An 11863-nucleotide genomic window follows, 5' to 3' on the forward strand; every position below is an offset into this window, starting at 1 on the left:
CGATGTCTAGCCTCGTCGCCGCCGTCGAACTCGAGAGTGGCATGTGGAGCGTACGCCTCACGCGTGCAGAAAAACGCAACGCGTTAAGCGTGGCGCTCTGCAAGGACTTGGCAATGGCATTAGACGCTGCGGTTGAAGCAGGCGCGTCGACAGTACTAATTGAAGCAGACGGCCCCGTGTTCAGCGCGGGCGCCGATCTGACTTCCCAAGATTTTCAAGGCGAGCTGTATCCAACCCTTGAGGCACTCTTCGCAAAGATTGCCCGATTACCGGTCCCTGTCATCGCTTGGATCGAAGGCCCCGCTATCGGTGCCGGAATGATGCTCGCCATGGCCTGCGATATCCGCTTTGTAGCCCCGGCGGCATCCGCCGCCCAAGCCATCAGCTTTAGCTTGCCGGTAGCCAAAATGGGCATCGGCGTTGATCCTGCTACTGTTCGCAATCTTCAGCTGCTTGTCGGTGGCTCATGGGCCCGCCGGATGCTGATTGCCGGGGAGATTCTTAGCCTAGAAGACGCACTGTCTACTGGATTCGCGATCAGCGCAGGTAGTCGCGAGGAAGTTATGGCAGCGGCAGCGCAAATCGGCAAAGGCTCCCCACATACCTTGCTTAATCTCAAGATGGAGTTTGCAACGTCATCGTCAAGGCCCTTCTCTGAAGAAGAGCGTAACGCTGCCCGTGTAGAAGCATGGCGGGCGCGTCAGCAGTAAACCGTCTGATGCCCCTAGATGCTAGAGCGCGGGGTGTCCTGCCGGAATTCCGAGACTATGTGGCAGTTAGGGGCGGTCGTAGTTCTAAGAGGCATGCAAGAGAAAGCCGCCCTGATTGCCAAATCGTGGCGCAAAAGTGAAAGAAATCGGCGCCAATTTGGCAATCAGGGAGGCTACGGGGTGAAGCAGCAGTGGCCTAAGCCCAGGGCTCAATCGGGTTACCCTGCCACACCGAGTTGGCAGGCACGCGGTCACCGCGCATAACCAGCGAGCCTGGGCCCACGGCGGCGGCCTTGCCCACCAGCGACGCCGGCAGCGCCACGGAGTGGGACGCCAGCGTGGAGCCGGCCTCGATGGTGACCGTGTCGAGGCTCATCACGCGGTCCTGGAAGAGGTGCGTCTGCACCACGGTGCCTGGACCCACGGAGGCGCCGGCGCCCACAACACACAGGTCGGTTTCCGGGAACCAGTAGGAATCAATCCACGCGCCGCCGCCAATCTTGACGCCAAGAGCACGCAGGCCGAGGTTAATCTCACCGGTGCCCAGCGTGTGCTGGAAGTACCACGGCGCAGCGACTGCCTCCACGAAGGCGTCTTGGAGCTCGTTGAGCCACACGAAGGCGGACCACAGCGGGTGGTCACCCGAGCAGTGTTGGCCCACGCAGATCCACTTCACGGCCACGGTGATCGCCATGCCGACGCCCCCGACAGCCATCAAGATGAGACCGGAAAGCAGCCAGGCAACAGCGATGCCAAAGGAATCGACAAGGGCGTAAAGGCTGGCCAGAACACCGGCCAAGAGCATCGCAGAAGTCATTGGCGCGAGCAAGCGCATCGTCTCCACGACGCCGCGCGCTGCCTTGACCCCGAAGCCCGGGTTGTAGGTCAAAGACTCGCCCTGCACACCGTCCACGTGTGCTTCGACGCGACGCATGCGCTCCGGCGGGGAGCCCCACCAGTTAGAACCGGACTTGGACTTCTTAGGCGTCGACGAGAGCACTGCAACCAGTGAGTTCTTCGACAGCTTGCGGCCTGGGCCCGTGATTCCGGAGTTGCCCACGAAGGAGCGCTTGCCCACCTTGGCCTCGCCAGTGAGCATCCAGCCGCCGCCGAGTTCGTAGCCGCCGATCATGGTGTCGTCGGCGAGGAACGCACCGTCCTTGATGTCCGTGAGCTTGGGGATCATCACCGCGGTGGAAATCTCCGCGTCCTTGCCGATCTTGGCACCGAGCGTGCGGAACCACAGGGGAGTCAGCTGCGAGGCGTAGAGCGGGAACAAGGTGGTGCGGGCATCGTCCATGAGGCGCTCGATGGACCACAAGCGCCAGCCTGCGGCAGAACGCACCGGAACGACGCCCGGCTTGACCCCGATGGACAGAATCCGCACGCCCAGCCAGGTCTGCGCCATGTAGAAGGCGAAGGCCACCAGCGCGCCGAAAGGGGCGAAAAAGAGGGAGCCGATGAAGTCGTTGCCTTCGGTTACGTGGAGACCCCACGCGACCAAAGCCGCGCCGAGACCCAGCGCCACGATGGGCTGGATTGCGAGCAGAATCGAGGTCAGGCCGTAGAAAGCCACCCACCATGGGCGGCGCTTTGGCAGCTCGGAAGGGAATCGGTGTTTGGAGCGGCCCACCTTCTTGGCCGGCGAGCCGGACCAGCGCTGGCCGTCCTTGATTTTCTTCTTGCCGGTAACCGTGGAACCGGCCTCCACGTGGGAGTACTTGCCCACGTTGGTGCCCGGCAGCAGCGTCGAGCGCGCACCGACGCGCGCGCCTTCGGCCACGTTGATGGCGCCGACGTGGAGGATATCGCCGTCGAGCCAGTAGCCGGAGAGGTCCACCTCCGGCTCGATGGCGGCGTGGTCGCCGAGGGCCAGCAGGCCCGTGACCGGCGGCAGGGAGTGCAAGTCGACGCCGCGGCCAATCTTCACGCCCAAGGTGCGGGCATAGTTGTTGACCCAGGTGGCGCCGGCAATAGACCGTGATCCGGAGGCATCGGCCCAGCGCTCAGCGGCCCAGATGCGCAGGTGCGTCGAGCCGCCGCGCGGGTAGTCACCGGGCTCAATTCCACTGGTGAGAAGGCGTGCTCCGTAGCCGCCGATAGGGATGCGGCCAATTGGGGTGGCGAAGACGATGACCATGACAGCCACCAGCCACCACGGGGTGGTCAGCGCCCAGTCCGCGCCGACGGCGTGGGCGAGGTTGGAGCCCAGCAGCAGCCAGGCCAGCCAGGAGGTGGCAGCCAGGGTCATCACCGGGACCTGGATGAGGGTCTGCAGCGCGCGGGTGCGGCCGCTGACCTTGCGCACGGAGCGCGGGGCGACGGTGGCGGGGCGCTCCTCAGCGCCTCCGATGTGTTCGGCGAGGGAGCCGAGACGCGGGTGGTCGTAGAGATCCCGCACAGCCACGGTGGGGTAGCGCTCGCGGATGCGGCCCACGAGCGTCGCGGCGGCCAGGGAGGTGCCGCCCAAGGAGAAGAAGTCCGCGTTCTCGTCGGAGACGGAAACACCGAGGGTCTCGACCCACAATTGGGCAAGCCACTGTTCGGTTTGGGTAAGCCCCGCGGCTTCCACACCAACGCCCGGCAGTGGCCACGGCAGGGCCTTCTTGTCCACCTTGCCGGAGGTGCGGATGGGCAGCTCCTCCATCACACAGATGCGAGGGACCAAGGCCGCAGGCATGGTCTCAGCGAGACGATCGTGCGCGGCTTGCTGGTCGAAGCCCTTTGCTTCGTCCTCGAGGGACACATAGCCCACCAGCACGGATTCGCCGCCGGGGGTCTTCTGCACGGCCACGGCCGAGTTATAGACATTGGGCAACGCGGCGACGTTGGCCTCGACCTCACCGAGCTCGATGCGGCGGCCGCCAATCTTGACTTGGTCGTCCACGCGGCCCACGAAGTAAAGACCGTCTTCCTCCAAGCGCACGTGGTCGCCCGTGCGGTAGGCACGCTGCCACGCCATCGACTCCAGCGGCGCGTACTTTTCCGCGTCCTTGGCTGGGTCCAGGTAGCGGGCGAGTCCCACGCCACCGATGACGAGTTCGCCGACCTCGCCGAGGCCCACGGGGAAGCCTTGCTTGTCGACGACCACCAAGTCCCAGCCGTTCAAAGGCAAACCGATGGACACGGGGCGGCCTGGCAGCATGCGCTGCGCGCAGGCCACGACGGTGGCCTCGGTTGGGCCGTAGGTATTCCACATCTCACGGTCATCGGTTGCCAGACGGTCCACCAGTTCCTGGGAGCAGGCTTCGCCGCCGACGATGAGCAGGCGAATGTTGTCGAGCGCCTCGGCTGGCCACAGGCCCGCCAAAGTAGGGACGGTGGACACGACGGTGATGTCGCGGCGGATGAGCCAGGGCCCTAAGTCCATGCCGGAGCGGACCAGGGAACGTGGCGCGGGCACCAGACAGGCGCCGTGGCCCCAGGCTAGCCACATCTCTTCGCAGGAGGCATCAAAGGCTACGGAGAGGCCTGCGAGGACGCGGTCATCGGGGCCCAGCGGGCCTTGTGGATGATCCACGAGGAAAAGGGCCGCCTCGGCATCCACGAAAGCGGCCGCGGAGCGGTGGGTGACGGCCACGCCCTTGGGCTTGCCGGTGGAGCCGGAGGTAAAGATGATCCAGGCGGTATCGTCCGGGGTCGGCGCGCCGGCCTCGTCGCCTCTTGCTGCGGGGCGCTGCGGACGCAGGGAGCGGAAGCCTTCGTCGCTGAACACGCCGTCGATGTCGGCCTCGCCGAAGACCATCTCGGCGCGCTCGTCGGGGTCGTCGGCATCGACAGGCACGTAGGCCGCGCCCGCAGCCAAGGTGGCCAGAATCGCCAGGTAAAGTTCTCGCTTGCCGGAGGTCATCCGGATGCCAATGCGGTCGCCGCGGCGCACGCCGTTGGCGCGCAGCTCGCTGGCCCACGCCTCGACATCGGTGATCAGCTCGGAATAGGTGAGCACTTCGCCGTCGTCAAGCGCGGCGGCGTCGGGATGCAGCTCAGCAGTAGTGCAAATGATGTCCCAGAGCGTGCGTTCGCGTGGGGCATGCTCGCCCAGCAGGTACTGCTCGGGGACGTGAATGATTCCGGCGCCAGGCTGGTGCGCGTCTAAGGGGTCCTCGGGCAGCGCGTGGCGCCCGGTACTCTTTTCATCTTCCGCCATTTAAGCATCATCCTCGTTAGGGCCGATGATGGCGGTGGCGAGCTTACGCAGGTGCTTGAGCTGCTTGGAGGTGGATTCGTCGAGGGCAGCGTCCTCGGCGGCCGCGACGAGATCGGCAAGCTCCTTGTGCGCCTTGACGCCCTTCTTGGTCGACGCCACGATTTGGCGGCGGCGATCCTTGGGGTCGCGCTCGCGCTTGGCCCAGCTGCGCTCCTCGAGAGAGTCTATGAGGCGAACCATGTCGGAGGCGTCGATGGCTAGGGTCTCCGAAAGGGCCGACTGGGAGGCGACGTCGCCGTCGACGAGGCAGGTCAATACCCAGTACTCGCGGATGGTGGTCTGGCGGGTGCTGAGCGCTTGCTCGACGCCGTCGCGGGTGCGGCGGCGGAGGCGCTCGAGCTGGAAGGAGGGAGATTCGAGGAGAGCGTTGGGGATTGAAATAGTCGTAGCCATATAGATAAGGCTAGACGCCCCAACGTAAGAATCCTAAATTATGGGTAAGTCCCCATTGTTTATTTTCATTTGTCGTCGTAGACGGTGGGCATGCCCTGCGCAATCCAGGCGTCGGTGCCGCCGAGCACGTTGATGACGTCCCAGCCGCGAGCCTGCTCGAGGTACTGGCCCACTTGGACGCTGCGGCCGCCGGCGTGGCAGATCAAATAGATGTCGCGGTCCAGATCGATTTCGTCGAGGCGACCCACGATTTCACTCATCGGAATATGAGTCGCGCCTTTCGCGTGCTCTACCTCCCACTCGTGCTGCTCGCGGACGTCGATGAGCTGTGCGCCTTCTGGTACCTGGTTTGGTTCAACGTTTTCCATAGGCCCCAGCCTACCGGTGCGGCGAGATGGGGGACTCCCATGCACAATTTGCCAAATAGTGCCCTTGAAACTGCAGTTTTCGAGGGCTTAGTTGGCAAAATGTGCCTTGAAGGGAGAGCTAGCGGTTTGCGGAGAGATACTCCAGAATGGCCTTCACGCGGCGGTTGTCCTCGCTGGGATCCAAACGCAGCTTCAAAAAGATGTTGGACACGTGCTTGGCCACGGCGGCCGCCGAAAGCACGAGCTCGGCGGCAATCTCCTTATTAGATTGCCCACGCGACATCAGCTCCAGGACCTCGCGCTCGCGGGGGCTGAGCTCGCCCAAGCCGCTGCGGCCTGACTGCATCAATGCGCGCGCCACGGTGGGGTCGATGACGGTGCCGCCCTGCGCAACCACATCCAGGCTGGACAGGAAGTCCGCCACCTCAGAGACGCGATCTTTGAGCAGGTAGCCCGTGCCCGCGGTGGTGTTTTCAAAAAGCTCCACCGCATACGCCGGCGCCACGTACTGGGAAAGCACCATCACCGCCAGCTCTGGGTAGCGGCGCCGCAAGGCCACGCCCGCCTTTAGCCCGTCATCGGACATCCCGGGCGGCATGCGCACATCCGTGATGACGATGTCGGGAAGCTCATCTAGCGCGTCCACCAGAGCGGTTAATTCCGGCGTATCCGCCGCCTGGCCCACCACGTGGTGGCCGCGCCGCTCCAAAAGTCCGGCCACGCCTTCTCGCAACAGCGCGGAATCATCCGCGACGACAATCTTTAGCCCGCTCATGCCTGCCACCTACTCCGCCAGCCCGCTGCTGCCGCGTTCAAGCAGCAGGGGAATTTCGCAATTGATCTTCGTCGGCCCGCCTTCTGGCGAGTGGACCTGCATCCTGCCGCCGAATGCCGCTAGCCTTTCTGCCATTCCCGCTAGTCCGTGACCTGGTATTACCCGTGCCCCACCGGGGCCCTCGTCCACGACGGAGATATGCAGCGAGGCGTCCGAAGTAATAAGCACGCTCACCGGTGCGCCGGGTGCGTGCTTTGCGGCGTTGGTCAGTGCTTCGGTGCCGAAGAAATATCCCGCGGCGAGCACGCTGGGGGATAGGTGCGGCAGTGGGTGCGGGGCGAAGATGGAGATGTGAGAGCCGTAGGAAGAAGCGACGTCGGAAAGCGCGGCGACCAAGCCGTGGTCCTGCAGCACCTGGGGGTGAATGCCATGGACGGTAGCGCGCAAGCTGTTAAGGCCGGCATCCAGATCGCGCTTGGCCTCCCGAATCAGCGCCAGGACCGGGCCCTCAGTGTCTAACTCGGCCTCGCCCAACTTGATGCTGGCGGCCACCAAGTATTGCTGCGCGCCATCGTGTAAATCGCGTTCGATGCGGGCGCGCTCAACCTCGTAAGCATCGGCGATGGCGCGCCGGGAAGCGGTCAGCTCAGCGATGATCGCAGCCTGGCGCTGCTCATTGCTGGGCTGGGACTTAGCTTTGTGATTCCGAAACACGATTTCCAGCTTAGCTAGGGTGGTACCTAGCGAGGGTAGTGCCAGCACTACCTGAAAAAGCAGTGCCTAGGCCATGGCCTGCAGGTGCCGGAAAAGGTGAAATGAGGACTATGACACAGACACTCTCATTGCATGACATCACCAAGGATTACGGCGGGGCGCCCGTGCTCGCTGGAATCTCTCTTGACATTCAACCCGGCGAACTCGTCGCCGTCATGGGCCCTTCCGGTTCCGGCAAGTCCACCTTGTTGCACTGCATGTCTGGCGTTCTGCGCCCGAGCGACGGCACGGTTTCCTTCGGCGATACGCAGCTTTCCGCGCTAGGCGATTCCGGCCGTTCGCGGCTGCGCCTTGAAAACTTTGGCTTTGTCTTCCAAGACGGGCAGCTGCTGCCAGAACTGAGCAACATGGACAACGTGGCGCTGCCGGCCTTGCTGTGCGGCGTGCGGCGCTCGGTGGCGCGTAAGAAGGCGATGCGCCTGCTGGACCAGCTTGGGTTGGGTGAGCTCGCTGAACGACGCCCCGCCGAAGTCTCCGGCGGCCAAGCCCAGCGCGTGGCCATCGCGCGTGCGCTGGCGGCAAACCCGGCCATCGTGTTCGCGGATGAACCGACCGGCGCCCTCGACCAGTCCACCGGGCACGAGGTCATGCAGCTGCTGACCACCGTGGTGCGCCAATCTGGAGCCAGCATGGTCATGGTCACCCACGACCCAAAGGTCGCGGATTGGATGGACCGCCGCGTAGAGATTCGCGATGGCATCATCCACGATGACCGCCGCCTCGAGGTGATTCGATGAACACCGCGACTTTGGTCTTTGACCTGCAACGCGAATCCATTCGTGCGCGCTCCGGAACAGGAATTGTTTCCTTACTGGCCATTGTGAGCCTGACCATTGGTTCCGCCATCGCCTTCCTGGTTGCGGGTGGCACGTGGATGTTCTGGCAACGCGCCCAGCACGTCGAGGACGCCGCCCCGGCTCTCAAGGAGGCCTTCGGCAACGAGATGGAGGCCTTCCTTTACCCGTGGTTTGCCTTGGCCCTGTTGGCCTGCGCGTTCATCCTCCCCGCGCTGTTTAACCTGACCGCGCAGGCAGCCGTCCTCGGTGCTTCAGGCCGAGAGCAGCGCCTGGCCACCCTGCGTCTGTTGGGATTGAGCTCCCGCCAGGTGGAGCGCATGGCCATCGTGGAGACGGGCCTCCAGGCGGTGATCGGCATCGTGCTCGGCGGGCTGATCAGCTTGCTCATCGCGCCGGTCTTCACCCAGCTGGACTTCCAGATGCACTCCATTTCTTTGCCTGAGATTCTGCTGCCCTGGTGGGGTTATCTGGCCGTGACCGGTGTGCTTTTTCTGCTGGCCATCGGCGCAGCACTCGTCGGCATGCGCCGGGTGCGGGTAAGCCCGCTGGGCGTGGCTAAGCGCCAGATGCCCGCAGCTTACCGCTGGTGGCGCGCCATCGTCTTTCTTGTCATCGTGGCGGTCGGCGGGGCTTTCCTCTCCGGCAAGGCGGGCCCACCCACTGCTATGGTCATCGTGGTTATGTTCGGCATGCTGATGAGCATCAACCTCATCGCTCCCTTCATCCTTCAGCTCGGCGCGCACATCTTGTCCCTCTTCCCGGGTACCGCGCACTTCGTGGCCTGCCAGCGCGTGGCGGGTAATGCGCGCCCCGCGTGGCGGCGGAGTGCTGCCATCGGCTTCTTCGGTTACTTGGCGGGATTCCTCGTTGCCGCGCCCCTAGGCGCAGACGCTTTGGCCCTAGTTTTGAAGGAAGACCCGGGGATGAACGTGGTGTTCAAGGACATCTCCACTGGTGTTCTATTAACCCTCATTTTCGGATTCACGCTGACCACCATGTCCATCATCCTGGGACAGGTCTCCGGCATTTTTGAGGACAAGGAGCTCATCCGCTCCCTGGATCTCATGGGCGTGCCGCGCGGCTTCCAGTTCCGCTCCGGCGCCCTGACGATCATGGGGCCGGTGGTGGGCTTGAGTTTCTTCGGCTTCCTCTTCGGTGGCGGCATCGCCTCGCTGATGTTCTTCTCCAGCGTCGATTCAAGCGACGTCGACGTCGTCGCGCGTCTGCTCATGGCCTTCAGCTTCCTCGCAGTGGGCTGGCTCGTCACACTCCTCGCCGTTGTCCTTGTCGAACCGTTGCGCGGCTACGTGCTGCGCACGGGAGGGAGGAAAGAATGAAAACTATACTGAAAATTTTCGGTGGACTCTTTCTTGTTGCACTTGTTGCTGTGGCCGCGGCCGTGTATTTCTTCGGCCCCTCCTATGGCGGGGCGTTGTTGGGCAAGCCCTACTTCCTCTTCAACGCCAGCGAGAAGCGCATCAACACCGCGATGGTGGACACCGCAGCGATCTCCGGAATCTATGGCGAGAGCAAAGAATTCCAGCGCGCCCGCGAGGCTTTCAAAAAGGACCCCACGAACGCCGAGCTCCTCGATGCCGCCATCGATGCCGCCGGCGGCAAGCACTCCAAGGTCTTTAACACCGAGAAGGAAAAGGCCATCGACAACGCCGAGCCCTCGGTTTCCTTCGAGGACGGCATCCTGCGCGCCACCGTCCCGTCTATCGGCCGCCACGATGATGGCCAGGTTTATGCCGACACACTCGCTCAAGGTCTGACCGCGCACCCGGAGGCCTGCGCTGCCGTGGTGGATCTGCGGGGCAACGGCGGTGGCGACATGGGCCCGATGTACGCGGGCTTAAGCCCCCTGCTGCCGGATGCCACCGCGCTCTCCTTCGTCAGCCGCATGGGCACATCTGACGTGGTCATCGACGGCAATTCCGTCACCGGCGGCGGCACGCCCACCACCACGTCGGGCGGCAAACTTGAGGTTCCCGTCGCCGTGCTTACCGACGACGAAACCGCCTCCTCCGCCGAAGCCACCCTCCTGGCCTTCCGCGGGCTGGACAACGTGCGCACCTTCGGCGAGCCGACCGCCGGCTACGCCTCCGCGAACGTGGTTCTGGATTACCCGGACGGCCGCTCGCTCATGCTCACCACGGCCAAGGACAAAGCGCGCACGGGCGAGGAATTCGCCGAGGACCCCATCGCCCCCGATGCCCCGGAATCGGAGCTCGACGGCTGGCTCGCTTCCCGCTGTGGCTCCTAAGCATGTTGCGGCGGTCTAGCCGCAACGCTCGCCTTCCCACCGCCAGTAGTGATGCCACTTCCACGGCGGAGGAACGAACTCGCCCCGCCCTTTGATGACCGCGAGGACCTGGTGCACAGCGACGTCAAGGTGGTGCTCAATTGTGGCGGCGGTGAAGTGGAGGGGCAGGTAGCCGCGCTGGATGGCGTCGTTAAGCTTCTGGCGGTCGATCTCGAAGCGCTGCCGGTTCTCGCCTTTGTGATACGCATAGCCGTCCACCTCGATGGCAACCTTGTGTTCCTCTAGCACCAAGTCCCAACGGTAGGGTCCAATCCGCGCGTTGTTGCGGACCTTAACGTGGGGCTCGAGGCCCCGGGTGAGGTCGCGTTCCGGCTTGCTATCCGCCCCGACGATGGCCTTCTCCAGCACCTCACGCGTGTGCTTGGGCAGGCGGCGAAAGTCCAGCTGCTCGGTCTCGATGCGCGAGCGCCCGTGCGGCCCAGCGAAGAAGGCCTCGATGAAGGCCACGCCATCCTCCTGCGCCATGGCCTCAACGCATTGGAGTGGACTACACACGTTCACCCCATTCATGCTTCCCAGCGCCTTGGGCCGCGCCCGCCGGCTGCGGAAATACGTGCTTGATGCCATCGTTCCTGCACGCAGGAAGTGAAGCGGAAAAGTCAGTTCTTGGCCAAGATACTGCTGAGCGGCGGAATAGCCGTCTAAAGCTGAGTCCGGCCAGCGCCGCGAGACGATTCCAGCGAGCTCGCGCGGCGTTGGCACCGCAGATAAATACAGACCGCGGCAAATCTTGATTGCCTGCCCCTTAGCGGCGCGGCGAGTGCCCGCGCGTCCCTCGAAAACTTCCATGTGCCCCCGACGAGTACGTTTCTAACAAATAAGCCCCCAGAAACCGCTGCTTTCGGCCCCCTATTTGATCGAATCGTACGTCACGAACGAGGAGTTGTCGCGGTGACAAAGAAAAAGGACGTTTCGATCAACTAAGGCCTCTCAAACCCCCGGATTTTGAGCCCTATTTGATCGAAACGTCCCTAGAAACGTGAATTACTTGTGGCGAGCGATAGCCTCTTCGAGGATCTTCTCCGCCTCAGCCTTGTCGCCCCAGCCAGAGCCGGTAACTTCCTTGTTCGGCTCCAGGTCCTTGTAGTGGACGAAGAAGTGCTCGATCTCGTCCTTGATGGAGTCCTCAACATCGTTGATGTCCTGGTAGCGCTCCCAGCGCGGATCATCGATGACGCAAAGCAGCTTGTCGTCGCCGCCGGCCTCGTCGGTCATCTTGAAGACGCCGAGGACGCGAGCCTCAACAACAACGCCCGGGAAAACTGGCTCCGGCAGGATGACCAGTGCATCGAGCGGGTCGCCGTCCTCACCGAGGGTGTGGTCGATGAAACCGTAGTCAGCCGGGTAGGCCATCGGGGTGAACAGGTAACGGTCAAGGAAGACCTTGCCGGTCTCGTGGTCAACCTCGTACTTGTTGCGGGAGCCCTTTGGGATCTCGATGGTAACTTGCAAGCTCACTGCGAATTCCTCCATTGGGAAGTTGTCTGTCAATTGCTCCCAATAGTCTACCGTG

General features: G+C 63.5%; 11 protein-coding genes. 4 read left to right on the forward strand and 7 right to left on the reverse strand.

All coding sequences use genetic code 11. From position 1 onward, the window contains the following. Window positions 1-2: 2 nt before the first annotated feature. The gene (locus CHU71_RS02230; RefSeq protein ID WP_147760043.1) at window positions 3-710 is read left to right on the forward strand and encodes an enoyl-CoA hydratase-related protein; all 708 of its coding nucleotides are present in this window, start codon (window positions 3-5) and stop codon (window positions 708-710) included. Between the two features lie 196 nt (window positions 711-906). Here the strand turns inward: CHU71_RS02230 and CHU71_RS02235 are convergent, their stop codons facing one another. From CHU71_RS02235 to CHU71_RS02255, 5 genes are all read right to left on the reverse strand, one after another. Then, a complete protein-coding gene (locus CHU71_RS02235) occupies window positions 907-4857 on the reverse strand; it encodes a Pls/PosA family non-ribosomal peptide synthetase (RefSeq protein WP_255456375.1) in 3951 nt (1316 codons plus the stop codon). Beyond that, window positions 4858-5310 carry a MarR family winged helix-turn-helix transcriptional regulator gene (locus CHU71_RS02240; protein ID WP_049147090.1) on the reverse strand — a complete coding sequence of 151 codons (453 nt, stop codon included), beginning with the start codon at window positions 5308-5310 and terminating at the stop codon, window positions 4858-4860. It abuts the gene before it with no gap. Between the two features lie 65 nt (window positions 5311-5375). Next, the gene (locus tag CHU71_RS02245) at window positions 5376-5678 is read right to left on the reverse strand and encodes a rhodanese-like domain-containing protein (RefSeq protein ID WP_049191864.1); all 303 of its coding nucleotides are present in this window, start codon (window positions 5676-5678) and stop codon (window positions 5376-5378) included. A 118-nt stretch (window positions 5679-5796) separates the two neighbouring features. Further along, window positions 5797-6453 carry a response regulator transcription factor gene (locus tag CHU71_RS02250; RefSeq protein WP_147760044.1) on the reverse strand — a complete coding sequence of 219 codons (657 nt, stop codon included), beginning with the start codon at window positions 6451-6453 and terminating at the stop codon, window positions 5797-5799. 9 nt (window positions 6454-6462) lie between these two features. Next, the gene (locus tag CHU71_RS02255) at window positions 6463-7167 is read right to left on the reverse strand and encodes a sensor histidine kinase (RefSeq protein ID WP_236593667.1); all 705 of its coding nucleotides are present in this window, start codon (window positions 7165-7167) and stop codon (window positions 6463-6465) included. 110 nt (window positions 7168-7277) lie between these two features. Between CHU71_RS02255 and CHU71_RS02260 the strand changes: the two genes are divergently transcribed. Genes CHU71_RS02260 through CHU71_RS02270 form a run of 3 tightly spaced genes read left to right on the forward strand, consistent with a single transcriptional unit; the run spans window position 7278 to window position 10290 of the window. Further along, window positions 7278-7964, forward strand: coding sequence for an ABC transporter ATP-binding protein (locus CHU71_RS02260; protein ID WP_147760045.1), 687 nt, complete (start codon window positions 7278-7280; stop codon window positions 7962-7964). After that, complete coding sequence (locus CHU71_RS02265) at window positions 7961-9361, forward strand: FtsX-like permease family protein (protein WP_147760046.1); 1401 nt, start codon at window positions 7961-7963, stop codon at window positions 9359-9361. Before CHU71_RS02260 ends, CHU71_RS02265 begins: the two co-directional genes overlap by 4 nt. Further along, window positions 9358-10290, forward strand: a complete 933-nt coding sequence (locus CHU71_RS02270) for a S41 family peptidase (protein ID WP_147760047.1) — start codon at window positions 9358-9360, stop codon at window positions 10288-10290. Before CHU71_RS02265 ends, CHU71_RS02270 begins: the two co-directional genes overlap by 4 nt. Before the next feature lie 15 nt (window positions 10291-10305). On the opposite strand, the gene CHU71_RS02275 is transcribed toward CHU71_RS02270, so the two are convergent. After that, window positions 10306-11139, reverse strand: coding sequence for an endonuclease domain-containing protein (locus CHU71_RS02275; protein WP_147760048.1), 834 nt, complete (start codon window positions 11137-11139; stop codon window positions 10306-10308). A gap of 195 nt (window positions 11140-11334) precedes the next feature. Continuing rightward, window positions 11335-11808 (reverse strand): inorganic diphosphatase, encoded by a 474-nt coding sequence (locus CHU71_RS02285; RefSeq protein ID WP_147760049.1) that lies wholly within the window; start codon window positions 11806-11808, stop codon window positions 11335-11337. Window positions 11809-11863: the final 55 nt, after the last annotated feature.

The organism is Corynebacterium sp. LK14 (assembly GCF_008042215.1).
GTDB classification, from domain to species: domain Bacteria; phylum Actinomycetota; class Actinomycetes; order Mycobacteriales; family Mycobacteriaceae; genus Corynebacterium; species Corynebacterium striatum.

Excerpts from the sequence above, each read along its gene's own strand:
- CHU71_RS02270 (WP_147760047.1), top strand. The coding sequence starts at position 9,358 with ATGAAAACTATACTGAAAATTTTCGGTGGACTCTTTCTTGTTGCACTT.
- CHU71_RS02245 (WP_049191864.1), bottom strand. The coding sequence starts at position 5,678 with ATGGAAAACGTTGAACCAAACCAGGTACCAGAAGGCGCACAGCTCATC.
- CHU71_RS02235 (WP_255456375.1), bottom strand. The coding sequence starts at position 4,857 with ATGGCGGAAGATGAAAAGAGTACCGGGCGCCACGCGCTGCCCGAGGAC.
- CHU71_RS02275 (WP_147760048.1), bottom strand. The coding sequence starts at position 11,139 with ATGGAAGTTTTCGAGGGACGCGCGGGCACTCGCCGCGCCGCTAAGGGG.
- CHU71_RS02250 (WP_147760044.1), bottom strand. The coding sequence starts at position 6,453 with ATGAGCGGGCTAAAGATTGTCGTCGCGGATGATTCCGCGCTGTTGCGA.
- CHU71_RS02265 (WP_147760046.1), top strand. The coding sequence starts at position 7,961 with ATGAACACCGCGACTTTGGTCTTTGACCTGCAACGCGAATCCATTCGT.
- CHU71_RS02240 (WP_049147090.1), bottom strand. The coding sequence starts at position 5,310 with ATGGCTACGACTATTTCAATCCCCAACGCTCTCCTCGAATCTCCCTCC.
- CHU71_RS02260 (WP_147760045.1), top strand. The coding sequence starts at position 7,278 with ATGACACAGACACTCTCATTGCATGACATCACCAAGGATTACGGCGGG.
- CHU71_RS02230 (WP_147760043.1), top strand. The coding sequence starts at position 3 with ATGTCTAGCCTCGTCGCCGCCGTCGAACTCGAGAGTGGCATGTGGAGC.